Source organism: Methylophaga sp. (genome assembly GCF_009711715.1).
GTDB lineage: Bacteria > Pseudomonadota > Gammaproteobacteria > Nitrosococcales > Methylophagaceae > Methylophaga.
In genome coordinates, this window is the sequence record NZ_VENF01000031.1 from 1 (window position 1) to 23,746 (window position 23,746).

The window sequence follows — 23,746 nt, forward strand, 5'->3', positions numbered from 1 at the left end:
GGGTTTGAGGCATCGGACCGTCAGCCGCATTCACAACCAGGATCGCACCGTCCATCTGTGCCGCACCGGTGATCATGTTTTTCACATAGTCGGCGTGGCCCGGGCAGTCTACGTGGGCGTAGTGGCGTTTAGCGGTTTCATACTCAACGTGTGCTGTTGCGATAGTGATACCACGCTCACGTTCTTCAGGTGCGTTATCAATATCCGCGTAATCTTTGAATTCACCGCCAGATGCTTCACCCAGCACTTTGGTCAGCGCTGCTGTCAAAGTGGTTTTGCCATGGTCAACGTGACCGATGGTGCCCACGTTGACGTGGGGCTTCGAGCGTTCAAATTTTGCCTTGGACATTCTCGTCTACCTCGTTAAAAGTCGTTATTTCGTTTTGTTAATGATCGCTTCTGCAACATTGCCTGGTATTTCACTGTACTTGGCGAAAACCATTGAGTAAGTCGCCCGACCTTGTGTTGCAGAACGCAAATCAGTTGCGTAACCAAACATTTCTGCAAGTGGCACTTCTGCCTTGATAATCTTGCCGCTGGAGGCGTCGTCCATACCAGCAACGGTGCCGCGACGGCGATTCAAATCACCCATCACATCACCCATGTACTCTTCGGGAGTCACTATTTCGATTTTCATCACAGGTTCCAGCAGAGCCGGGCTTGCTTCAAGCGCACCATTTCTGAAACCTATCGAACCGGCAACTTTAAATGCCATCTCGCTGGAGTCGACGTCGTGATACGAACCGTCGAACAATGTCACTTTGACATCCACCACAGGGTAGCCCGCTATTACACCATTTTTCATCTGCTCTTGTATACCCTTATCTACAGATGAAATGTATTCTTTTGGTACCGAACCGCCGACAATCGCATTTTCAAAGACATAACCGGTACCCTGCTCCTGTGGTTCCAGTCGTAACCAGACATGGCCGTACTGACCTTTACCACCACTTTGGCGCACAAATTTACCTTCTGCCTCAACGGTTTTACGAATTGTTTCACGATAAGCCACTTGCGGCGCACCCACATTGGCTTCAACACCGAACTCGCGTTTCATGCGGTCGATAATAATATCGAGATGTAATTCGCCCATGCCGGCAATAATGGTCTGTGCAGACTCTTCGTCGGTACTGACGCGGAATGAGGGATCCTCTTTGGCAAGCTTGCCCAGAGCAATACCCATTTTTTCCTGATCTGCCTTGGTTCTCGGTTCAATAGCAACCGAAATTACCGGTTCAGGAAATTCCATCCGTTCCAATGTAATTTCATGCGACGGATCACACAGCGTTTCACCGGTGACTGTATCTTTCAGGCCAATGGCAGCAGCAATATCACCCGCCCTGACTTCAGTCAGTTCTTCCCGGCTATTCGCATGCATTTGTACCAGACGCCCGATGCGTTCTTTTTTGCCCTTGACCGGGTTGTATACGGCATCACCGGATTTCAGCACACCGGAGTACACACGGAAGAAAGTCAGGCTGCCGACAAAGGGGTCGGTGGCAATTTTGAAGGCGAGCGCGGCAAATGGCAGTTTGTCATCAGCTTCGCGAGTTTCGTAGACCTCATTATCAACATCAACGAGGCCTTTGATTGGCGGGACATCACCCGGCGCAGGCATAAATTCGATCACAGCATCCAGCAGGGCCTGAACGCCTTTGTTCTTGAAAGCTGAACCGCAGAAAGCGGGGACGATTTCATTAGCCAGTGTTTGTTTGCGGATACCCAGCTTGATTTGCGCGTCTGTCAGTTCGCCGGATTCCAGATAGGCGTTCATGAGTTCTTCATCTGCCTCGGCGGCATTTTCTACCAGTTGTTCGCGGTAGTGTTCACATTCGGCCAGCATGTTCTCAGGAATATCACGCAGGTCGTAAGTCGCGCCCAGATCATCTTCGTTCCAGTAAATCGCCTTCATGCGTACCAGGTCGACGACGCCTTCAAACTCGTCTTCGCTGCCCACAGGCAGTTGCATTACAACTGGTTTGGCGCCCAGACGTTTTTTGATTTGTTCAATCACACGCAGGAAGTTGGCTCCCTGGCGATCCATCTTGTTGACGAAAGCGAGGCGCGGAACATGATATTTGTCGGCTTGACGCCAGACAGTTTCAGATTGAGGTTCAACACCACCGACAGCACAGAAGACAGCGATGGCACCATCGAGAACACGCAAGGAACGTTCGACTTCAATGGTGAAGTCGACGTGTCCGGGCGTATCGATGATATTGATACGGTGTTGTTCAAATTGTTGATCCATGCCGGCCCAGAAACAGGTGGTGGCAGCGGAGGTAATAGTAATGCCGCGCTCCTGCTCCTGCTCCATCCAGTCCATAATGGCTGCACCGTTATGCACTTCGCCGATCTTGTGCGAAATACCGGTATAGAACAGCACACGCTCAGTCGTCGTGGTTTTACCCGCGTCGATATGAGCCATGATGCCGATATTCCGGTATCTGTCAATTGGTGTCGTACGTGCCACTATAGCTACTCTTTAGATCAACAATGTTAAAGAACAAAACCTTCACCAGAACTGGCTGGTGAAGGGATAATACAGTTTTAGAAGCGGAAGTGCGAGAACGCCTTGTTCGCTTCGGCCATGCGGTGTGTATCTTCTTTCTTCTTAACCGCTGTGCCTTTGTTTTCGTAAGCATCAGACAGTTCGCCAGCCAAACGCATACCCATGGATTTTTCACCACGTTTGCGAGAGGCCTCTACCAGCCAGCGCATAGCCAGAGCAACGCGACGTTCTGGACGAACTTCAACCGGCACCTGGTAGGTCGCACCACCAACACGGCGGGATTTTACTTCCACCATTGGGCTGATATTTTCAATGGCTTTCTGGAAGATATCCAGACCGTCAGTGCCTTTGCTTTCAGCGACTGCTTCCAGTGCACCGTATGTAATTTTCTCTGCAACTGACTTTTTGCCGTCTTTCATGATGACGTTGATGAACTTGGCCAGACCGATGTTCTGGAACTTCGGATCAGGCAGTACTTCACGTTTGGCAACAACCCTTCTTCTTGGCATTTGTCTTTCCTAAATCTTATACGTTAATAGCGAGTCTAAAAGTGCTTAGCCTTTAGGACGCTTGGCACCGTATTTGGAACGGCCCTGACGGCGAGCAGAAACACCGGAAGTATCCAGTGCACCACGAACAGTGTGGTAACGCACACCAGGTAAGTCCTTAACACGACCACCACGAATCAGCACAACGCTATGTTCCTGCAAGTTATGACCTTCACCACCGATGTAGGAAGTCACTTCGAAACCGTTAGTCAGGCGAACACGAGCAACTTTACGCATTGCCGAGTTAGGCTTTTTAGGCGTGGTGGTATATACACGAGTACAAACACCGCGACGCTGAGGACAAGCCTGCAACGCAGGAACATTGTTCTTTTTCTTTTGCTTCAATCTTGGCTTACGAACCAACTGATTAATTGTTGCCATCAATACAACCTTACAAATATCTAGCGATGGTAGCCTGCGTTACTGTTATTCACGCATTACCATTCCAGTAAAAGTTGGGCACCCTGAAGCGGGTGCCCGACAAAGAAGACGAATTTTATAACGTAACAATTAGTTACGTCAAGAGATTTAACTTATGAGACCTCTTTCATTGCTTCGTCTTTGCTTTCCGCACTTTCAGTCGCTGGTGCGACATCAGGGTTACCCATGCGCTCTGAACGACGACGCTGACGTTCCTTGTGGTAAGCCAGACCGGTACCGGCCGGAATCAGACGACCCACAATAACGTTCTCTTTCAGACCGCGCAGGTTGTCGCTCTTGCCGGTCACCGCCGCATCGGTAAGGACACGGGTGGTTTCCTGGAACGAGGCCGCCGAAATAAACGACTCGGTTGCCAGCGAAGCTTTGGTGATACCCAGTAACAACGGTGTGAAGGTCGCTTCCAGCTTACCCTGCTCACGCAGAATATCATTGGCTTCCAGCACGCGGTCGTATTCGACCTGTTCGCCTTTCAGGAACTTGCTGTCACCGGCCGCATCAATTTCGACTTTGCGCAGCATCTGACGCACGATGACTTCGATGTGCTTGTCGTTAATTTTTACACCTTGCAGGCGATAAACTTCCTGTACCTCACTGACCATGTAGTTGGAAAGGGCCAGAACACCTTTCAGACGCAGGATGTCATGTGGATCTTCCGGACCGTCAACCAGCATTTCACCTTTCTCAATGTGTTCACCTTCGAACACGGAGATATGGCGCCATTTCGGAATCAGCTCCTCATAAGGTTCACCCTCTTTCGGAGTAATGATCAGACGCTGTTTACCTTTAGTCTCCTTACCGAAGCTCACAGTACCGCTGATTTCTGCCATAAGAGCAGGATCTTTCGGTTTACGGGCTTCGAACAGGTCGGCAACGCGCGGCAGACCACCGGTGATATCACGAGTCTTACTGCTTTCCTGAGGAATACGGGCCAGAATGTCACCGATTTCCACGCCCTGACCATCACTGACGCGAACAATCGCACCACCCGGCAGGAAGTACATCGCCGGAATGTCAGTACCCGGAATAAAGACGTCCTCGCCTTTTTCATCAACCAGTTTAACCATCGGACGCATGTCCTTGGCCGCACCACTACGTTGTTTCGGTTCACGTACGCTGAAGCTGGTCAGACCAGTGACTTCGTCGACGGTCTTGTCGACGGTGACACCTTCCACCAGGTCGCTCAGTTGTACCTGACCTTTCACCTCGGTCACAACCGGGTGAGTATGCGGATCCCAGTTTGCGACGATCTGACCTGAGTCAACCGCGGCGTTATCAGGCACCGTGATTTCCGCACCGTAAGGGATCTTATAACGTTCACGCTCACGGCCGTTTTCATCAATCAGATGCAATTCACCGGAACGTGATACCGCAACGAATTTACCCGCTGAGTTCTCAACATACTTGATGTTGTGATAACGGATATTACCTTTATATTTCAGTGCGACGGAGTTATCAGCCGCGGTACGTGAGGCCGCACCACCAATGTGGAAGGTACGCATGGTCAGCTGGGTACCTGGTTCACCGATGGATTGGGCTGCGATAACACCGACAGACTCACCCACGTTGATCTTATGACCACGACCGAGGTCACGACCATAACAGGCAGAACAGACACCATAGCGTGATTCACAGGTAATCGCGCTGCGAACCATGACTTCGTCGATGCCTTCTTTTTCCAGCTTGGTAACGGCTGCTTCGTCAATCATATCGCCGGCAGCCATGACCAGTTTGGAGCCATCCGGTGACATTAGATCTTCAGCAACAACACGACCCAGTACACGTTCACCCAGGGCTTCAACCACGTCACCACCTTCGATGATTGGTGACATGCTGATACCCAGTGAAGTACCGCAGTCATCTTCAACCACAACCAGATCCTGAGACACGTCAACCAGACGACGGGTCAGGTAACCGGAGTTAGCGGTTTTCAGTGCGGTATCGGCCAGACCTTTACGCGCACCGTGAGTTGAGATGAAGTACTGCAATACGTCCAGACCTTCACGGAAGTTTGCGGTAATCGGCGTTTCGATAATCGAACCATCCGGCTTGGCCATCAGACCACGCATACCTGCAAGCTGACGAATTTGCGCAGCAGAACCACGCGCGCCCGAATCGGCCATCATGTAAATCGAGTTCATCGACTGCTGTTCGACATCATTACCGTCTTTATCTTTGGTAATGTCCTTACCGATGCCGTCCATCATCGCTTTTGCAACCTGGTCATTGGTACGCGACCAGATATCGATGATCTTGTTGTAACGTTCACCGTCAGTGACCAGACCAGAAGCATACTGAGTTGCAATTTCTTCAACTTCAGCTTCAGCTTTAGCCAGAATCTCTGCCTTGGCAGCCGGGATCACCATATCGTCGGCACAGACGGAAGAACCGGACTGTGTCGCTTGTGAGAAACCGAGATACATCAGCTGATCAGCAAAAATAACGGTTTCTTTCAGACCCAGACGACGGTAGCAGGTGTTGATCACATCCCCGATTGCTTTCTTGGTCATCGCTCTGTCAACGACAGAGAAAGGCAGGCCTTTAGGCACGATACCGAACAGAATGGCGCGGCCAACTGTGGTTTCCACACGAATACGACGGCTTTGCTCAGGTTCCGGCAAAGTAATGTCAGTTTCATCCAGACGCACAGTGATCTTGGCATGAAGAGACACTACACCGCTGTCATAGGCACGACGCAGTTCAGCCAAATCGGCGTAGAAGCTGCCTTCACCTTTCTCATTAACACGTTCACGGGTCATGTAATACAGCCCCAGAACCACGTCCTGCGATGGAATAATGACCGGTTCACCGTTAGCAGGTGACAGAATGTTATTGGTCGCCATCATCAACGAACGTGCTTCCAGCTGGGCTTCCAGTGACAATGGTACGTGTACCGCCATCTGGTCACCGTCAAAGTCAGCGTTGAAGGCGCTACAGACAAGCGGATGCAGCTGAATCGCTTTACCCTCGATCAGTAACGGTTCAAAAGCCTGAATACCCAGTCGGTGAAGTGTCGGTGCGCGGTTCAGCATAACCGGATGCTCGCGGATCACTTCTTCCAGGATATCCCAGACTTCCGGTCCTTCACGTTCCACCATTTTCTTGGCGGCTTTGATGGTTGTCGCCAGACCCTGGCGCTCCAGTTTGCCGTAGATAAATGGCTTGAAAAGTTCCAGCGCCATTTTCTTGGGCAGACCGCATTGGTGCAGTTTCAGGTAAGGACCCACCACGATAACCGAACGACCAGAGTAGTCGACACGTTTACCCAGCAGGTTCTGACGGAAACGACCCTGTTTACCCTTGATCATGTCTGCCAGTGATTTCAGTGGCATCCGGTTAGTACCGGTAATAGCGCGACCGCGGCGACCGTTATCCAGCAACGCATCCACAGATTCCTGCAGCATCCGTTTTTCATTACGTACGATAATATCCGGTGCGTTCAGATCCAGCAGCCGTTTCAAACGGTTGTTACGGTTAATCACGCGGCGATACAGATCGTTCAGATCTGAAGTCGCAAAACGACCGCCGTCCAGTGGGACCAGAGGACGCAGGTCCGGTGGCAGGACCGGCAGTACTTCCATGATCATCCATTCCGGCTTGTTACCGGATTCCTGGAAGGCTTCCATCAGTTTCAGGCGTTTGCTCAGTTTCTTAATCTTGGTTTCTGAGTTAGTGCCCTCAATTTCTTCACGAATCACTTCGATTTCTTTGCTGACATCGATGTTACGCAGCAGTTGTTGAACTGCTTCCGCACCCATGCGGGCATCAAATTCATCGCCGTATTCTTCGACTGCCTGCAGGAAAGTTTCGTCGGACAGCAACTGGCCTTTTTCCAGCGGGGTCATGCCTGGATCGACAACGATAAACGCTTCGAAATACAAAACGCGTTCGATATCACGCAAAGTCATATCCAGAAACAAGGAAATCCGTGATGGCAGGGATTTCAGGAACCAGATATGTGCAACCGGGCTGGCCAGTTCGATGTGTCCCATGCGCTCACGACGCACTTTGGCTACAGTGACTTCAACACCGCATTTTTCACAGATCACACCGCGATGCTTCAGGCGTTTATATTTACCACACAAGCATTCGTAGTCTTTAACCGGACCAAAGATTTTGCAGCAAAACAGACCTTCACGTTCCGGTTTGAAGGTACGGTAGTTGATGGTTTCAGGTTTTTTGACTTCGCCAAATGACCATGACCGCACCATTTTCGGTGAAGCGAGGCCAATGCGAATCGCATCAAATTCCTCTGGCTGAGTTTGTTGCTTTAACAAGTTAAGCAAGTCTTTCATGTTTCATTCTCCGCTGCCGTAAACGGCTCATTTCTTGATTATCTGTCAGTACCCGGTATCGCTTATTCTTCGACTAAGTCGACGTCGATACCCAGAGAACGAATCTCACGAGTCAGTACTTTGAAGGATTCAGGCATGCCTGCATCCATACGATAATCACCATCAACGATGTTTTTATAGATCTTGGTACGACCGTTCACATCATCCGATTTCACAGTCAGCATTTCCTGCAGGGTGTAGGCAGCACCATAAGCTTGCAGTGCCCAGACCTCCATCTCACCGAAACGCTGACCACCGAACTGGGCTTTACCACCCAGCGGCTGCTGTGTCACCAGACTGTAAGGACCGGTCGAACGGGCGTGCATCTTGTCATCGACCAGATGGTTCAGTTTCAGCATATGCATGTAACCGATAGTCACTGGACGGTGGAAGAATTCGCCAGTACGGCCGTCAATCAATTTAGCCTGGCCACTGCGTGGCAGGTCGGCCAGTTCCAGCATATCCTTGATTTCGTTTTCATTGGCGCCATCAAAAACCGGAGTCGCCAAAGGTACACCGTCTTGCAGGTTCTTTGACAGTTCGATGATTTCATCATCGGTCAAAGAGTCCAGATCTTCTTTTTTACCGCTGGTGTTATAAACCTTATCGAGGAACGCACGCAGGTCGGAAACGGCTTTTTGCTGTTCCAGCATCTCCTGGATTTTGTAACCCAGGCCTTTGGCAGCCCAACCCAGATGCACTTCCAGAATCTGACCGATATTCATCCGCGAAGGGACACCCAGTGGGTTCAGGACGATATCAACCGGACGGCCATCCTGAGTATAAGGCATGTCTTCTACCGGTACGATGTTGGAGATAACACCTTTGTTACCGTGGCGACCGGCCATCTTATCACCGGGCTGGATACGACGTTTCACAGCCAGGAACACTTTCACCATGCGCTGTACGCCCGGTGCCAGATCATGACCTGAGGTCAGTTTTTCTTTCTTGTGTTCAAATGCTTCCTCCATTTCCTGACGGTATTGCTTGAGGTGCGTGTTGGCCTGCTCCAGCAGCGTATTCAGTTCTTCTGACTCCATACGGATGTCGAACCATTTCGCATGCTCCAGATCCTGCAGGTAGCTCTTGGTCAGCTTGGTGCCTTTCTTCAAGTCAGGACCGGCTTCAGCGACTTTGCCAACCAGGCTGCGTTCCAGACGGGCAAACACGTCTTCAGTCAGAATACGGTTTTGATCTCTGAGGTCGTTCCAGACTTTTTCCAGCTCGGCCTTCTCGATTTCACGGGTACGTTCGTCTTTTTCCACACCATCACGGGTGAAGACCTGAACATCGATAACCGTGCCGTAAGTACCTGATGGCACACGCAGCGACGAGTCTTTGACGTCTGCCGCTTTCTCACCGAAGATGGCACGCAGCAGTTTTTCTTCCGGTGTCAGTTGAGTTTCACCTTTCGGTGTGACTTTACCGACCAGGATGTCACCCGGCTTGACTTCAGCGCCAACGTAAACAATACCGGATTCGTCCAATTTGGACAGCGCGCTCTCGCTAACGTTCGGAATATCACTGGTAATTTCCTCGGTACCGAGCTTGGTGTCACGTGCCAGGCAGTTCAGTTCCTGAATATGAATGGTGGTGAAGCGATCTTCTTCCACCACCCGTTCAGAAACCAGGATGGAATCCTCAAAGTTGTAACCATTCCAGGGCATGAATGCCACCAGAATGTTCTGACCCAGAGCCAGCTCACCCTTATCGGTGGAAGGACCATCTGCCAGTACATCACCGGATGCAATCTGATCACCCGGCTTCACAATCGGACGCTGGTTGATACAGGTGCTTTGGTTGGAGCGCGCATATTTAATCAGGTTGTAGATATCAACTCCTGATTCGCCGGCTTCGGTTTCGTCATCATTCACACGGATAACGATACGGCTGGCGTCAACAGAGTCGACCACACCACCACGTTTCGCGGTAACCATTACGCCGGAATCCTTCGCGACAACACGTTCAATACCAGTACCGACCAGTGGTTTGTCAGCACGCAATGTCGGCACAGCCTGACGTTGCATGTTCGAGCCCATCAGAGCGCGGTTGGCGTCATCATGTTCCAGGAATGGAATCAATGAGGCCGCAACCGAAACCACCTGACGAGGTGAGACGTCCATCAGCTGCACCTGTTCAGATGGTGTCAGTGATGATTCACCGCGATAACGGCAGTGGACCATGTTTTCTGCAATCGACCCATCTTCTTTCAGTTCGATTGTAGCCTGGGCGATTTTATACTCACCTTCATCGATGGCTGACAGGTAAACGATTTCATCCGTCGCCTTGGTATCAATCACTTTACGATACGGTGTTTCGATAAAACCGTATTCGTTAGTACGGGCATAGGTCGCCAGCGAGTTGATCAGACCGATGTTCGGACCCTCAGGAGTCTCGATCGGGCAAACACGACCATAGTGCGTCGGGTGAACGTCACGTACTTCAAAGCCGGCACGTTCACGGGTCAGACCACCAGGGCCCAAAGCCGAAACACGACGTTTATGTGTGACTTCTGACAAGGGGTTGTTCTGGTCCATAAACTGAGACAGCTGGCTGGAGCCAAAGAACTCTTTGATTGCGGCGGCAACGGGTTTAGCATTAATCAGTTGCTGTGGCATCAGGCCTTCAGACTCGGCAATGCTCAGACGCTCACGTACCGCACGCTCAACCCGGACCAGACCGACACGGAACTGGTTCTCAGCCATCTCACCAACGCTACGGACACGACGGTTACCGAGGTGATCGATATCATCGACCACGCCATTGCCGTTACGAATTTTGATCAGTTCTTTCAGTACGGCGAGAATGTCATCTTTGGACAGCGTACCTTCGCCTTCCATTTCTTCACGACCCAGACGGCGGTTGAATTTCATCCGACCGACACTGGACAGATCATAACGATCCAGGGTAAAGAACAGGCTGGTGAACAGGTTTTCTGCCGCATCTTCTGTCGGCGGTTCACCCGGACGCATCATGCGATAGATTTCAATCTTGGCTTCCAGTTCGCTGCGGGTTTCATCGAGACGCATGGTGTCAGACATGAACGGACCGTCGTCCAGATCGTTGGAATAAATGGTTTCGATAGTATTGATATCGAATCGATCGAAAGCTTCCAGCAGTTCACTGGTAATTTCATCGTTGGCATTAGCCAGCAATTCACCGGTTTCCGGATCGACCATATCTTTGGCAATGACTTTACCGACCAGGAAGTTGGCAGGTACTGTCAACGCATTCATACCCGCTTTTTCCATGCGGCGAATGTGGCGACCGGTAATCTGACGCTCAGCTTCAACAATCACTTCACCGTCTGGATCAACGATATCGAAGGGCACAGCCTGGCCACGCAGACGCGCAGGTTCCAGTGCCATTTCAAAACTGTCACCCTTGCGGACGAAAGTATCATTACTGAAGAAAATCTCCAGCATTTCCTGATTGCTGTAACCCAGCGCGCGCAACAGGATGGTAGCAGGCAGTTTACGGCGACGGTCGATACGCACGAAAACAGAATCTTTCGGATCGAACTCGAAGTCGAGCCAGGAACCACGATAAGGGATAACACGAGCGTTATAGAGAATTTTGCCCGAGGAGTGGGTTTTACCACGATCGCTGTCGAAGAACACACCAGGTGAACGGTGCAGTTGCGACACGATAACGCGTTCTGTACCGTTGATGACAAAGTTACCTTTCTCCGTCATCAGCGGGATTTCACCCATGTAAACTTCCTGCTCTTTAATGTCTTTAACGACTTTTTGCTTGGCAGGGGCGTCTTTGTCATAAATGACCAGACGCATTTTAACTCTCAGAGGTGCGGCATAAGTAACACCGCGCAGTTGGCATTCTTTTACATCAAACGATGGGGTACCAAGGCGGTAGCTGACATATTGCAGCTCAGCCATGCCGGTATGGCTCTTGATAGGGAACACTGATTCAAAAGCAGCATGCAGCCCTTTTGCCCCGCGTTCATCTGCAGCGACGCCCATTTGCAGGAAGTCTTGGTAGGAGTTAACCTGCGTAGCTAGCAGGTTGGGAACATTCAAGACAATTGGACGTTTGCCAAAATCTTTACGAATCCGTTTTTTCTCGGTAAACGTATAGGCCATGTATTACACCTCGAAGAACGTCCTGATTTCACGACGGTGAAATCCAGGAAAGATTGTTTTGTTAATGACCGGCAAAACCGCCCGGCCTGCAACGGAAAAAGGCCGGTGACCAAAATCACCAGCCATTTTCTTTTTCGCGGTGGTCCGCAGACCACCGCGACAGGTACGATGCTTACTTAAGTTCAGCAGTTGCACCAGCTTCAGTCAGTTGTTTGACGAGGTCTTCTGCTTCAGCTTTTTCAATGCCTTCTTTCACTGTTGCAGGTACACCTTCAACCATGTCTTTGGCTTCTTTCAGACCCAGACCAGTGATGCCACGAACAACCTTGATAACGCCAACTTTGTTATCACCAAAACTGGTCATAACAACGTCGAACTCTGTTTGTTCAGCGGCGGCAGCAGCACCTTCAGCAGGAGCAGCAGCAACAGCAGCAACAGGTGCTGCAGCAGTTACGCCAAATTTTTCTTCCATTGCTTCGATCAGATCAACGACCTCAACAACAGTCATGTTGGAAATTGCTTCCAGGATATCGTCTTTAGATACAGCCATGATAATTACCTATTTCAAGCTTACAGAATTTATAAAATTGCCTAATCCAATTCGGATTAAGCGGCTTCTTTCGCGTCGCGGACAGCCGCGAACGTACGTACCATCTTGCTGGTAGGTGCTTGCAGCGTACGAACAAATTTCTCGATTGGCGCTTTGAGCGTACCCATGAACATGCTGATTGCCTGTTCTTTGGTCGGCATTTTCGCCAGTTTTTCGATTTCGCTGGCTGGCAGCAATTTGCCGCCCAGTGAAACCATTTTGACTTCAAGATTTTTGTTGGTTTTAGCAAAGTCACCCATGACACGTGCAACGGCACCTGGATCTTCCATAGAAAAACCAAATACCAGCGGGCCAGTCATTCCTTCCTGCATGCAGGCGAAATCAGTACCGTCTACCGCACGGCGAGCCAGAGTGTTACGAATAACGCGCAGGTAAACATTTTCCTTACGCGCTGCAACACGCAGCTCAGTCATTTCTGAAACAGACAAACCACGGTATTCCGCTGCGACAGCAGAAAACGCGTTGCTTGCTACTTCAGAGACCTCAGCAACGACGGCCTTTTTACCTTCGAGATTTAAAGCCACCTAAGACCTCCTTAGGTTCATCCATTTCTGGATGAATTGTTGCTAACAAGAAGTGTTGCCACTTCCACCATTACGGTATCCAACTCAGAAATTCTGCAGCTGAACCCGTCTGCGCAGGCCGCCCCATTCACATGGGTCAATTAAAATTGCTTACCTGCGGTCTTAGACGACTCGCCACCGCAAAAGGTGACGAGCGGTCCAATTCGTTTGACAAATCTTAGCCGAGGAAAGATTTATCAATAGTGACGCCGGCACCCATGGTGCTCGACACACTGATTTTTTTAATGTACACGCCTTTGGCCGAACTCGGCTTCAGCTTGTTTAGATCATCGATCAATGCCTGGAGGTTTTGACGCAATGCTTCAACCTCAAAGCTGGCATTGCCAATCGGGCAATGAATGATACCGGCTTTATCAGTACGGTAACGGACCTGACCGGCTTTTGCGTTTTTAACTGCTTCAGCCACGTTCGGGGTTACAGTACCGACTTTCGGGTTGGGCATCAGGCCGCGTGGACCCAGGACCTGACCCAACTGACCGACAATACGCATGGCATCAGGCGTTGCAATAACAACGTCAAAATCCATATTGCCTTTCTTGATATCTTCTGCCAGATCTTCAAAACCAATAACGTCTGCACCGGCTTCTTTCGCAGCGTCTGCGTTAGCACCTTGAGCAAATACAGCAACCCGGACAGTTTTACCGGTGCCATTAGGCATGACTGTTGAGCTACGTACAACCTGGTCAGATTTACGTGGGTCAACACCCAGGTTGATTGATACGTCGATAGACTCAACGAATTTAGCGGATGCATTTTCTTTGACAAATTTCAGCGCTTCATCGATGCCAAAAGCACCAGCGCCTTTCAGTTTCTCGCGGATGGCGAGTGTTCTTTTACCTAAAGCAGCCATTACTCAACACCCTCCGTGTTCAGACCCATGCTACGTGCAGTACCTGCGATTGTTTTGACGGCAGATTCAAGATCCGCAGCATTCAGATCAGGCATTTTGGTGTTGGCAATTTCTTCCAACTGAGCACGTGTAACCGTACCGACTTTCTCGGTGTTAGGACGGCTGCTGCCGCTTTTCAGACCGGCCGCTTTTTTCAGCAGGATAGATGCTGGCGGGGTTTTGGTTACAAAGGTAAAGCTCTTGTCATTATAAACAGTGATAACAACAGGAATCGGCAGACCATTTTCCAGGTTCTGTGTCTGCGCATTGAACGCTTTACAGAATTCCATAATGTTCAGGCCGTGCTGACCCAGAGCAGGACCAACCGGTGGACTGGGATTAGCACCACCTGCCGGCACTTGCAGCTTGATGTAAGCTTCAATTTTCTTTGCCATGTTTACTCCTTACGGGTACGAACGCCTTGCGGCTCCCCAGTGATAAAACCAGTTAATACTGGACTTTCTACAATCAGCCTAGCCTTTGACAACCTGACTGAATTCAAGCTCAACCGGTGTTGAACGGCCAAAGATGACCACTTCAACCCGCAGCTTGCTTTTTTCGTAATTCACTTCTTCTACAACACCGGTGAAATCATTGAAAGGACCGTCAATGACACGGACCACTTCACCAGGTTCGAACAACACTTTGGGACGCGGACTTTCCGCTGTATCCTGAACGCGTTGTAAAATGGTATTGGCTTCAGCTTCACTGATCGGTGCAGGACGGTCACCGGTGCCACCGATGAAACGCAGGACCCGTGGCAGGTCATTAACGACATGCCAGGTTTCATCATCCATTTCCATATTCACCAGCACGTAGCCGGGGAAGAATTTGCGTTCACTTTTGCGCTTCTGGCCTTCTTTCATTTCAACGACTTCTTCAGTCGGAACCAGAATCTCACCAAACTTATCCTGCAGGCCAAGACGATTGATGCGCTCTTCAAGAGAACGTTTCACTTGTGCTTCAAAGCCTGAGTAAGCTTGAATGACATACCAACGTTTGCTCATTAGGAACCCTGTATTATAGCGTCAGAGCGCGAACGCCCCAACCTAATAATGAATCGATACCCCACAGCATGAGTGCGACCAGCATGACCATCAGAATGACAACCAATGTGGTTTGCAGGGTTTCCTGGCGTGTTGGCCAGACCACTTTGCGCACTTCAATATTGGTATCACGAATGTAAGACAACACGTTGGAACCAACTGCTGTCTTAGATGCGATGAACAAGGAAATACCTGCCACAGCCAACAGACCGAGGACGCGAAGCAATGTTGAATACTCTGAGTAAGTATAAAACAAAGCAATCGCAGCCATCATTAAGACGACTGCGACTATTAATTTGATGTTGTCTGCCATTATTATTCGATAATTATCCGTTTTGAGGAAAACATAAGATGGCAGGCCAGGAGGGAATCGAACCCCCAACCTACGGTTTTGGAGACCGTCGCTCTGCCAATTGAGCTACTGGCCTATCCTATGCTCTCAAAAATGCTGAGCGCCCTTGCACTCAGCATGGTGGCATCCTTCAGCTTATTTCGTGATTTTACTGACGACACCGGCACCAACTGTGCGGCCGCCTTCACGAATAGCAAAACGCAGGCCTTCTTCCATCGCAATCGGTGCAATCAAAGTTACGTCCATCTTGACGTTATCACCCGGCATGACCATTTCTACGCCTGATGGCAATTCACATGCACCAGTTACGTCGGTAGTACGGAAGTAGAACTGTGGACGGTAACCGTTAAAGAACGGGGTATGACGACCACCTTCGTCTTTCGACAGAATATACACTTCCGCTTCAAACTCAGTGTGTGGTGTGATGGTGCCCGGATGAGCCAGTACCTGACCACGGTCAACTTCCTCACGCTTGGTACCACGCAGCAGTACACCCACGTTGTCGCCAGCCTGACCCTGATCCAGCAGCTTGCGGAACATTTCAACACCGGTACAAGTGGTTTTCTGGGTGTCTTTGATACCCACGATTTCCAGCTCGTCACCCACTTTAACAATACCGCGCTCAACACGACCAGTCACAACCGTACCACGACCGGAGATAGAGAAGACGTCTTCAATCGGCATCAGGAATGCACCGTCAATGGCACGCTCCGGTTCCGGGAAGTACTCGTCCATCGCTTCTGCCAGACGCAGGATTGAAGGAGCACCGATTTCGCTGGTATCGCCTTCCAGTGCTTTCAATGCTGAACCCACAATAATTGGGGTGTCATCACCCGGGAAATCATAGGTGTCGAGCAATTCACGCACTTCCATTTCAACCAGTTCTATCAGCTCGGCATCATCCACCATGTCTGCCTTGTTCAGGTAGACAATGATGTAAGGAACGCCAACCTGACGTGACAGCAGAATGTGCTCACGGGTTTGAGGCATCGGACCGTCAGCCGCATTCACAACCAGGATCGCACCGTCCATCTGTGCCGCACCGGTGATCATGTTTTTCACATAGTCGGCGTGGCCCGGGCAGTCTACGTGGGCGTAGTGGCGGTTAGCGGTTTCGTACTCAACGTGTGCTGTTGCGATAGTGATACCACGCTCACGTTCTTCAGGTGCGTTATCAATATCCGCGTAGTCCTTGAACTCACCACCAGACGCTTCACCCAGAACTTTGGTCAGCGCCGCTGTCAAAGTGGTTTTACCATGGTCAACGTGACCGATGGTGCCCACGTTGACGTGGGGTTTAGAACGTTCAAATTTTGTTTTAGACATGACCAGTCTCCCCGCCAATAATTTTTTAATGTCAAAAAATCAAACAGGCAGGAACAACCTGCCTAATCAAAACAATTAATTATGGAGCCCGCAATCAGAATCGAACTGATGACCTCATCCTTACCATGGATGCGCTCTACCGACTGAGCTATGCGGGCCGAATTCTTTTTACTATTCACTTCCAAGCAGAAAATGGAGCGGGTGATGGGAATCGAACCCACGTAGTCAGCTTGGAAGGCTGGAGTTCTACCATTGAACTACACCCGCTTAATAGTAAACTCACAAATCATTAAATGGTGGAGGGGGGAGGATTCGAACCTCCGAAGGCGGAGCCGTCAGATTTACAGTCTGATCCCTTTGGCCACTCGGGAACCCCTCCACTAAAAGAAGTGGCATTTTCCGGAAAAGCCTGACCGTTGTCAACACTTAAAATCGGCCAATTTCCGTGAAGCGATATAATTGTGCGGGCTGAAATGCCTTTGCGCCCAACTCACTGCAGTGCCAAACCCAACATAGTATACTAGTTAATTCTTTTTTTCAGCTTATCTTTCACAGGAGTTTTCTATGGAGCAGTACCGTGGTACGACCATACTTTCGTACCGTCGTGATGGCCAGGTCGTAATCGGCGGCGACGGTCAGGTCAGTCTCGGCAATACAATCATGAAAGGTAATGCCCGCAAGGTGCGCCGGCTTTATCATGGCAAGGTGATTGCCGGATTCGCCGGCGGCACCGCTGACGCCTTTACCCTGTTTGAACGTTTCGAAGGCAAACTGGAAAAACATCAGGGTAATCTGACCCGCAGTGCACTGGAGCTTGCTAAAGACTGGCGTACTGACCGGATGATGCGTCGTCTGGAAGCCCTGCTGGCCGTCGCCGACCACGAGGTATCGTTGATTATCTCCGGTAATGGCGATGTGATTGAACCCGAACATGGCATGATCGCCATCGGCTCCGGCGGCCCGTTTGCACAGGCAGCGGCGACTGCGCTGATGGACAACACGGCATTATCAGCCCGTGAGATTGTGGAAAAAGGCTTGAATATTGCCGCCGACATCTGCATCTATACCAATCACAACCTCACTATCGAAACGCTGGAGTCAAATTCCTAAATGACTATGCATTCACTGACCCCCAAACAAATCGTTCATGAACTGAATAAGCGCATCATCGGCCAGGATGCGGCCAAGAAAGCGGTGGCCATCGCGCTGCGCAACCGCTGGCGCCGCAAACAGCTGGATGAGAATTTACAGCAGGAAGTCACGCCCAAGAACATTCTGATGATCGGCCCTACCGGCGTCGGTAAAACCGAGATCGCCCGTCGCCTGGCAGCACTCGCTGATGCGCCTTTTATCAAGGTTGAGGCGACCAAGTTTACCGAAGTGGGCTACGTTGGCCGTGATGTCGAATCTATCATTCGTGATCTGGCCGAGACTGCAATGAAACTGTTGCGCGAAAAAGCTATTCACTCAGTCAAACATAAAGCAGAGGACGCGGCCGAAGAACGTATTCTGGATGCCTTGTTGCGCCCGGCCCGTGATGTGGACACTGATGATGATTCCGCCACCCGACAACGTTTTCGTATCATGTTGCGGGAAGGCAAGCTGGATGACCGCGAAGTCGAACTGGAACTGAATGCGCCTCAGGTCGGCGTTGAAATCATGTCGCCGCCGGGCATGGAGGAAATGACCAGCCAGCTGCAGGAAATGTTTCAGAACATGGGCCAGCAACGTAAGAGCACCCGCAAGCTCACCGTGGCCAAAGCCATGCGCTTGCTGGCCGAAGAAGAGGCGATGAAACTGATTAATGAGGAAGAACTCAAGGCTGAAGTACTCGACAGCGTTGAACAGAACGGCATCGTCTTTCTCGACGAAATCGATAAAATCACCGGTCGTGGTGAAGGCGGCGGCAGCAACGCCGATGTATCGCGAGCCGGGGTGCAGCGGGACTTATTGCCGCTGGTCGAAGGCAGTACCGTTCAAACCAAGTACGGCATGATCAAAACCGATCATATTCTTTTCATTGCTTCCGGTGCTTTCCATCTGAGCAAGCCTTCCGATCTGATTCCCGAACTGCAGGGCCGTCTGCCTATCCGGGTTGAGCTCGATGCCCTCACCAGTGCTGACTTTGTCCGCATCCTCACCGAGCCCGATGCCTCACTGACAGAACAATATACGGCGCTGATGGCCACCGAAGGTGTTGAACTCGAATTCACTGAAGACGGTATTCAACGCATCGCCGAGCTGGCCTGGGAAGTCAATGAAAAGACCGAAAACATCGGTGCCCGCCGCCTGCACACCTTATTGGAAAGACTGCTGGAAGATATTTCCTACAACGCTGGCAGTGAACTGAACTTCCGGGTCACTGTCGATAAAGCCTATGTCGACAAACAGCTGGGCGAACTGGCGCAGGATGAAGACCTGTCACGCTACATACTTTAGGAAGCAAAATGGCTGAAGAAGCAATTCCAACTGAAATCACGCTCCATAAACAGTCAAAAAGCCTGGGACTGGCTTACGGCGATAAACAATACCGACTGAGTGCCGAGTACCTGCGGGTATTTTCGCCTTCCGCAGAAGTCCGAGGGCATGGCCCGGGACAGGAAGTCCTGCAACTCAACAAGGAAAATGTCGGGATAGATCAAATAGAACCCGTTGGCCATTACGCCATCAAAATCTATTTCGATGATGGTCATGACAGTGGCTTGTATTCATGGGATTATCTCTACGATCTTGCCAGCAATCAGGACGCTTTATGGCAGGATTATCTGCAACGACTGGCCGAAGCCGGACATCAACGCCGTTAGGATAAACATGGAACAAAAAGACACCACGCATTTTGGTTACCGGGAAGTACCGACATCGGAAAAAGCCCGCCATGTTGCCGAGGTTTTTCATTCGGTAGCCGGCAAGTATGATCTGATGAATGATCTGATGTCGATGGGCATTCATCGCCTGTGGAAATGGTTCACCATCAATAACAGTGGTGTCAGACGCGGCGCAAAAGTGCTGGATCTTGCCGGCGGCACCGGTGATTTGACGCGTAAGTTCTCACAAATGGTCGGTGACAGCGGGCAGGTGGTGCTGGCTGATATCAACGCCTCGATGCTGAGTGTCGGCCGTGACCGGCTGACCGACGACGGCCTGGTCGGCAATATTGAATACGTGCAGGCCAATGCCGAGGCCCTGCCCTTTCCCGATAACAGTTTTGACTGCATTACCATGGCCTTCGGCCTGCGCAATGTCACCGATAAGGACAAGGCTTTAGCTTCCATGTACCGGGTCCTGAAACCCGGTGGCCAATTGATGGTCCTGGAATTCTCCAAACCTGCCGAGTGGCTGTCCAGGGCCTATGATGCTTATTCATTCCACCTCTTGCCAAGAATCGGCAAAATCATCACCGGTGATGAAGACAGCTATCGCTATCTTGCCGAATCCATACGCATGCATCCCGATCAGGAAACCCTGAAACAGATGATGGAAACGGCCGGGTTCGAACGTACCAGTTATCACAATATGACTGCAGGCATCGTGGCGCTGCACCGGGGTTACAAATTCTGATATGGCCGGCCTGCTGACACCTTTCGAACTGGCAGTCAATGCGGCGCTGAGGCAGGACCCTGATACCTGTGAGCGCCTGAAGTCATTTGAACAACGCACCATCGTTGTTCATATTACCGATCTGCGTCAGTTTGTGCATATCACCTTTCATCAGCAATCAGTGCAGCTAAGTCACAATGATGATGAAGGCGCTGATCTGCTGATCGCCGGCAGCAGCTTCTCCTTACTCAAACTCGGTGAGCATCCGGATGATCTGTTTTCATCAGAAATCCGCATTCATGGTGATGTGCAGTTTGCCAAGCAATTGCAGGATCTACTCGACGGTTTTGATTTTGACTGGGAACAACAGCTTGCCAAAATCACCGGTGATGTCATCGCTCAACCGCTTGCCTACAGTCTTCGGCAGGGGTTCGGCTGGTTGCGCGACAGCAGCCAGTCTCTGCAACAGAGTATTTCTGAATATCTACGCGAAGAAGCGCAATTACTGCCGGATAAAATTCAGATTGAAGACTATATGCAGGCGGTGGATAAGCTGCGCGCAGACTGCGATCGTCTTGAGGCGAGGATAAAACGGCTGGAAACGAAATCATGACTCGATTCAGCACAAAAACAAGGAGCCCTGAATGAAGGCCAGTCAGTTTGCCCGACTGATTCAAATTAATCATGTGCTGGCCAGACACCGTCTGGATGAGGTGATCAAGGCGATTCACCTGCTCAGACCCCTGCGATACTTCAGTTTCCTCTCTCCCAACCGCTGGCGTCGTTCCAGTGATCTTCCTCGCGGCGAACGTTTACGGCTGGCACTACAGGATCTGGGACCAATTTTTGTTAAGTTCGGCCAGGTGCTGTCTACCCGCCGTGACCTGTTACCACCGGATGTCGCCGACTCCCTTGCCAAACTGCAGGATCAGGTTGCTCCCTTCCCCGCCGAACAGGCACGGGAACTGATTGAACAGGCCTTTGACGAGCCTCTTCACAATCTGTTCGCCCATATTGAACCGGAACCGCTCGCCTCGGCCTCCATTGCCCAGGTTCATGCTGCACGTCTGATTAACGGTGAAGAGGTTGTCATCAAGCTGGTTCGCCCCGGCATCGAACCCTTAATTCGGCGTGACATTAATCTGCTCTATACCATCGCCGGTTTTGCCGAGCGCTACTGGTCGGAGGGTAAACGATTAAGACCCAGAGAAATTGTTGCCGAGCTGGAAAAGAACCTGTTCGACGAGCTCGATATGCTGCGCGAGGCGTCTTCGGCATCACAACTGCAGCGAAACTTCGAAGGCACCCAGTTACTTTATGTGCCCAAAGTTTACTGGCAACTGACCCGCCCCAACCTGCTGGTACAGGAACGCATCTATGGCATGCCCATCAGCGATGTGCAAGGGCTTAAAGACCGTGGCGTCAATATGGCGCGACTGGCGGAAATCGGTGTCGAAATTTTCTTCACCCAGGTCTTCAAACACAGCTTCTTTCATGCTGATATGCACCCGGGCAATATTATGGTCGATATCACTGATCCGGAAAATCCGCGTTATGTGGCGGTCGATTTCGGCATCATGGGCACTCTGTCGCCCGACGATCAGCGCTATCTCGCGGAAAATTTCCTGGCCTTTTTCAACCATGATTACCGCCGTGTAGCCGAACTGCATATCCAGTCCGGCTGGGTACCCGCCAATACCCGGCTGGATGAGTTTGAAGCCGCTATTCGCAGCGTCTGTGAACCCATCTTTGCACGACCGCTGAAAGACATCTCTTTCGGTCAATTACTGCTGCGCCTGTTCCAGACTGCGCGCCGCTTCAATATGGAAGTACAGCCGCAACTGGTCTTGCTGCAGAAAACCCTGCTGAATATAGAAGGTCTGGGCCGCGATCTCTATCCGGACTTGGATCTGTGGCAAAGCGCCAAGCCCATTCTGGAACACTGGATGAAAGAAAAACTGGGCTGGAAAGCAGCCATGAAAACTCTGCAACAAGAGGCACCGCACTGGGCCGAAACCCTGCCCCAAATGCCTCGTCTGTTGCATGACCTGAGCAATAAAGCCCAGCAGGGCAAGCTTCACGTCAATCTGTCATCCAGAGATTTAGACAAGCTGCAGCAGGAAATCCGCCAATCCAGCTACCGCAGCGCAGCTGCAACCAGTGGCGCTGCTTTTCTGGTCGGCGCTGCTGTGATCAAGGGCCTTGATGGCTACGCGCCCACGATGCTGGCGGGTCTGCCTGTACTGAGCTGGGTCTTCGGTCTGTGGGGTGTAGCCCTGCTCTATTTCAGCCTTAGTAATCGAAATTAACGCTTATGTTTAGATTAATCGCAATCATCCTGGGCATTATTCTGTTCAGCACGATGGGACTTGGAATTTTAATTCTGGCGTTGTTCGGTGCGCTTATCGGTATCATTATCGCTGCCTTCACCGGTCGCCTGCCACAATTTAGTTTCAGTGCTAATCCCTTTCATGCCCAGCAACGCCAGGCTGTGTTTCTGGAAACCGTCTTTGTGCTGATGGGCAAACTGGCAAAAGCCGACGGTCGTATCTCTCAGGTCGAGATTGACCACGTTGAAGCCTTTATCCAAAAGATGGGCATGTCAGCCGAGCATCGTCAGGAAGCCATCCGCCAATTCAAACGCGGTGCCGATGCCGACTTTGATATTTCGCCGACTTTAGAAAACTTTATGACCCATTGCGGCCGCACCTTGAATCTCAGGCAGGTACTGCTGGTGTATCTGACTGTGATGGCCCTGGCTGATGGCAAACTCGATCCGGCCGAAAGGCAGATACTGGAACAAATCGCCGGACACCTGGGCTACAGCCGGGCCGAATTTAACCGTATTCTTGAGATGGTACTAAGTCAGGCTCACTTTTCCAGTGGTCAGCAGCAGTATCGGCAGCCCGGTCGCTCCAGCGCCAGCGATCTGGAAGATGCCTACAAAGCACTGGGCGTCAGCAAAGAAGCAAGCACTCAGGAAATCAAACGTGCCTACCGCAAGCTGATGAGCCAGTACCATCCGGATAAATTAACCGGTCAGGGTGTACCCGAAGATATGATTGCGGTTGCCACCGAACAGGCCAAGGAAATTCAGGTGGCTTATGATTTGATTAAGAAACAGCGTGGTATTTAATAGTCAATAGCCCAATTCAACTACCTAGTATTGAAAAAGATATTCGAACAAACGCTTTCAGCTCTTATTCAAAAATTGCCTATCTCCTAGATAGATGAAAATCTTTTCAAAGCAAATAGCTTCCAACTAAGCAGTCGCAATCCTTGGCCTGAAAATTCTAAGGAGTCGTCAAAATCTTTATGATCATTCAATGCATGATTTCGCCTCAATGGTAAGTCAAGGATTTGCTCGGCCAAATCCCTAACAACCCTAGCCCGCCCCGATGTGCTGGCATGCGGCCCACTGCGTTGCTCGATTTATCTGGGGAAGGGAGCACTTTTAGTACCGTTCATAT

At 50.8% G+C, this 23,746-nt stretch carries 20 protein-coding genes and 4 tRNA genes; 7 read left to right on the plus strand and 17 right to left on the minus strand.

Annotation, left to right across the window (positions count from 1 at the left end; all coding sequences use genetic code 11):
* From FH755_RS13770 to FH755_RS13850, 17 genes are all read right to left on the minus strand, one after another.
* On the minus strand, positions 1 to 349 hold a 349-nt coding region (locus FH755_RS13770; RefSeq protein WP_292441677.1), incomplete at its 3' end, for a GTP-binding protein.
* A 24-nt stretch (positions 350 to 373) separates the two neighbouring features.
* Positions 374 to 2,473 (minus strand): elongation factor G, encoded by a 2,100-nt coding sequence (fusA, locus tag FH755_RS13775; RefSeq protein ID WP_292441678.1) that lies wholly within the window; start codon positions 2,471 to 2,473, stop codon positions 374 to 376.
* Positions 2,474 to 2,550: 77 nt separating this feature from the next.
* Positions 2,551 to 3,021 (minus strand): 30S ribosomal protein S7, encoded by a 471-nt coding sequence (gene rpsG, locus FH755_RS13780; protein ID WP_292441679.1) that lies wholly within the window; start codon positions 3,019 to 3,021, stop codon positions 2,551 to 2,553.
* Between the two features lie 45 nt (positions 3,022 to 3,066).
* Positions 3,067 to 3,441: a 30S ribosomal protein S12 gene (gene rpsL / locus FH755_RS13785; protein WP_007144668.1), complete on the minus strand. Its 375-nt coding sequence runs from the start codon at positions 3,439 to 3,441 to the stop codon at positions 3,067 to 3,069.
* A gap of 152 nt (positions 3,442 to 3,593) precedes the next feature.
* Positions 3,594 to 7,793, minus strand: coding sequence for a DNA-directed RNA polymerase subunit beta' (gene rpoC / locus FH755_RS13790; RefSeq protein WP_292441680.1), 4,200 nt, complete (start codon positions 7,791 to 7,793; stop codon positions 3,594 to 3,596).
* Between the two features lie 62 nt (positions 7,794 to 7,855).
* Complete coding sequence (gene rpoB, locus FH755_RS13795) at positions 7,856 to 11,932, minus strand: DNA-directed RNA polymerase subunit beta (RefSeq protein WP_292441681.1); 4,077 nt, start codon at positions 11,930 to 11,932, stop codon at positions 7,856 to 7,858.
* A gap of 172 nt (positions 11,933 to 12,104) precedes the next feature.
* Positions 12,105 to 12,482 carry a 50S ribosomal protein L7/L12 gene (gene rplL / locus FH755_RS13800; protein WP_292441682.1) on the minus strand — a complete coding sequence of 126 codons (378 nt, stop codon included), beginning with the start codon at positions 12,480 to 12,482 and terminating at the stop codon, positions 12,105 to 12,107.
* 56 nt (positions 12,483 to 12,538) lie between these two features.
* Entirely contained in the window at positions 12,539 to 13,066 is a 528-nt protein-coding gene (gene rplJ / locus FH755_RS13805; RefSeq protein WP_292441683.1) for a 50S ribosomal protein L10, read from the minus strand.
* Positions 13,067 to 13,283: 217 nt separating this feature from the next.
* The gene (gene rplA, locus FH755_RS13810; RefSeq protein WP_292441684.1) at positions 13,284 to 13,976 is read right to left on the minus strand and encodes a 50S ribosomal protein L1; all 693 of its coding nucleotides are present in this window, start codon (positions 13,974 to 13,976) and stop codon (positions 13,284 to 13,286) included.
* On the minus strand, positions 13,976 to 14,410 hold the full coding sequence (gene rplK / locus FH755_RS13815) for a 50S ribosomal protein L11 (protein WP_292441685.1): 435 nt from the start codon (positions 14,408 to 14,410) through the stop codon (positions 13,976 to 13,978). Before rplK ends, rplA begins: the two co-directional genes overlap by 1 nt.
* 78 nt (positions 14,411 to 14,488) lie before the next feature.
* Positions 14,489 to 15,022 carry a transcription termination/antitermination protein NusG gene (gene nusG / locus FH755_RS13820; RefSeq protein WP_292441686.1) on the minus strand — a complete coding sequence of 178 codons (534 nt, stop codon included), beginning with the start codon at positions 15,020 to 15,022 and terminating at the stop codon, positions 14,489 to 14,491.
* Between the two features lie 13 nt (positions 15,023 to 15,035).
* A complete protein-coding gene (gene secE / locus FH755_RS13825; protein ID WP_292441687.1) occupies positions 15,036 to 15,374 on the minus strand; it encodes a preprotein translocase subunit SecE in 339 nt (112 codons plus the stop codon).
* Positions 15,375 to 15,413: 39 nt separating this feature from the next.
* A tRNA-Trp gene (locus FH755_RS13830) sits at positions 15,414 to 15,489 on the minus strand.
* Positions 15,490 to 15,548: 59 nt separating this feature from the next.
* A complete protein-coding gene (tuf, locus tag FH755_RS13835) occupies positions 15,549 to 16,739 on the minus strand; it encodes an elongation factor Tu (RefSeq protein ID WP_292441688.1) in 1,191 nt (396 codons plus the stop codon).
* An 82-nt stretch (positions 16,740 to 16,821) separates the two neighbouring features.
* Positions 16,822 to 16,897 (minus strand) — tRNA-Thr (locus FH755_RS13840).
* A 35-nt stretch (positions 16,898 to 16,932) separates the two neighbouring features.
* A tRNA-Gly gene (locus FH755_RS13845) sits at positions 16,933 to 17,006 on the minus strand.
* A 27-nt stretch (positions 17,007 to 17,033) separates the two neighbouring features.
* A tRNA-Tyr gene (locus tag FH755_RS13850) sits at positions 17,034 to 17,118 on the minus strand.
* Positions 17,119 to 17,303: 185 nt separating this feature from the next.
* Between FH755_RS13850 and hslV the strand changes: the two genes are divergently transcribed.
* From hslV to djlA, 7 genes are read left to right on the plus strand one after another with little or no spacing between them, the layout of a single operon-like run.
* A complete protein-coding gene (gene hslV / locus FH755_RS13855) occupies positions 17,304 to 17,849 on the plus strand; it encodes an ATP-dependent protease subunit HslV (protein ID WP_292441689.1) in 546 nt (181 codons plus the stop codon).
* Positions 17,850 to 17,855: 6 nt separating this feature from the next.
* The gene (gene hslU / locus FH755_RS13860) at positions 17,856 to 19,178 is read left to right on the plus strand and encodes an ATP-dependent protease ATPase subunit HslU (RefSeq protein WP_292441705.1); all 1,323 of its coding nucleotides are present in this window, start codon (positions 17,856 to 17,858) and stop codon (positions 19,176 to 19,178) included.
* Positions 19,179 to 19,186: 8 nt separating this feature from the next.
* The gene (locus FH755_RS13865; protein ID WP_292441690.1) at positions 19,187 to 19,543 is read left to right on the plus strand and encodes a DUF971 domain-containing protein; all 357 of its coding nucleotides are present in this window, start codon (positions 19,187 to 19,189) and stop codon (positions 19,541 to 19,543) included.
* Positions 19,544 to 19,550: 7 nt separating this feature from the next.
* Positions 19,551 to 20,297 (plus strand): bifunctional demethylmenaquinone methyltransferase/2-methoxy-6-polyprenyl-1,4-benzoquinol methylase UbiE, encoded by a 747-nt coding sequence (gene ubiE / locus FH755_RS13870; RefSeq protein ID WP_366658797.1) that lies wholly within the window; start codon positions 19,551 to 19,553, stop codon positions 20,295 to 20,297.
* 1 nt (position 20,298) lies between these two features.
* The gene (locus FH755_RS13875; protein ID WP_292441691.1) at positions 20,299 to 20,889 is read left to right on the plus strand and encodes an SCP2 sterol-binding domain-containing protein; all 591 of its coding nucleotides are present in this window, start codon (positions 20,299 to 20,301) and stop codon (positions 20,887 to 20,889) included.
* 31 nt (positions 20,890 to 20,920) lie between these two features.
* Positions 20,921 to 22,585: a ubiquinone biosynthesis regulatory protein kinase UbiB gene (gene ubiB / locus FH755_RS13880; protein ID WP_292441692.1), complete on the plus strand. Its 1,665-nt coding sequence runs from the start codon at positions 20,921 to 20,923 to the stop codon at positions 22,583 to 22,585.
* Positions 22,586 to 22,590: 5 nt separating this feature from the next.
* The gene (djlA, locus tag FH755_RS13885; protein ID WP_292441693.1) at positions 22,591 to 23,412 is read left to right on the plus strand and encodes a co-chaperone DjlA; all 822 of its coding nucleotides are present in this window, start codon (positions 22,591 to 22,593) and stop codon (positions 23,410 to 23,412) included.
* Positions 23,413 to 23,746 lie beyond the last annotated feature (334 nt).

Bases quoted from the DNA above. Each gene is read 5' to 3' on its own strand.
- rplL (WP_292441682.1), bottom strand. From the start codon at position 12,482: ATGGCTGTATCTAAAGACGATATCCTGGAAGCAATTTCCAACATGACT.
- FH755_RS13875 (WP_292441691.1), top strand. From the start codon at position 20,299: ATGGCCGGCCTGCTGACACCTTTCGAACTGGCAGTCAATGCGGCGCTG.
- tuf (WP_292441688.1), bottom strand. From the start codon at position 16,739: ATGTCTAAAACAAAATTTGAACGTTCTAAACCCCACGTCAACGTGGGC.
- rpsL (WP_007144668.1), bottom strand. From the start codon at position 3,441: ATGGCAACAATTAATCAGTTGGTTCGTAAGCCAAGATTGAAGCAAAAG.
- rpoB (WP_292441681.1), bottom strand. From the start codon at position 11,932: ATGGCCTATACGTTTACCGAGAAAAAACGGATTCGTAAAGATTTTGGC.
- rplK (WP_292441685.1), bottom strand. From the start codon at position 14,410: ATGGCAAAGAAAATTGAAGCTTACATCAAGCTGCAAGTGCCGGCAGGT.
- djlA (WP_292441693.1), top strand. From the start codon at position 22,591: ATGTTTAGATTAATCGCAATCATCCTGGGCATTATTCTGTTCAGCACG.
- rpsG (WP_292441679.1), bottom strand. From the start codon at position 3,021: ATGCCAAGAAGAAGGGTTGTTGCCAAACGTGAAGTACTGCCTGATCCG.
- rplA (WP_292441684.1), bottom strand. From the start codon at position 13,976: ATGGCTGCTTTAGGTAAAAGAACACTCGCCATCCGCGAGAAACTGAAA.
- secE (WP_292441687.1), bottom strand. From the start codon at position 15,374: ATGGCAGACAACATCAAATTAATAGTCGCAGTCGTCTTAATGATGGCT.
- hslU (WP_292441705.1), top strand. From the start codon at position 17,856: ATGCATTCACTGACCCCCAAACAAATCGTTCATGAACTGAATAAGCGC.
- rpoC (WP_292441680.1), bottom strand. From the start codon at position 7,793: ATGAAAGACTTGCTTAACTTGTTAAAGCAACAAACTCAGCCAGAGGAA.
- ubiB (WP_292441692.1), top strand. From the start codon at position 20,921: ATGAAGGCCAGTCAGTTTGCCCGACTGATTCAAATTAATCATGTGCTG.
- hslV (WP_292441689.1), top strand. From the start codon at position 17,304: ATGGAGCAGTACCGTGGTACGACCATACTTTCGTACCGTCGTGATGGC.
- ubiE (WP_366658797.1), top strand. From the start codon at position 19,551: ATGGAACAAAAAGACACCACGCATTTTGGTTACCGGGAAGTACCGACA.
- nusG (WP_292441686.1), bottom strand. From the start codon at position 15,022: ATGAGCAAACGTTGGTATGTCATTCAAGCTTACTCAGGCTTTGAAGCA.
- FH755_RS13865 (WP_292441690.1), top strand. From the start codon at position 19,187: ATGGCTGAAGAAGCAATTCCAACTGAAATCACGCTCCATAAACAGTCA.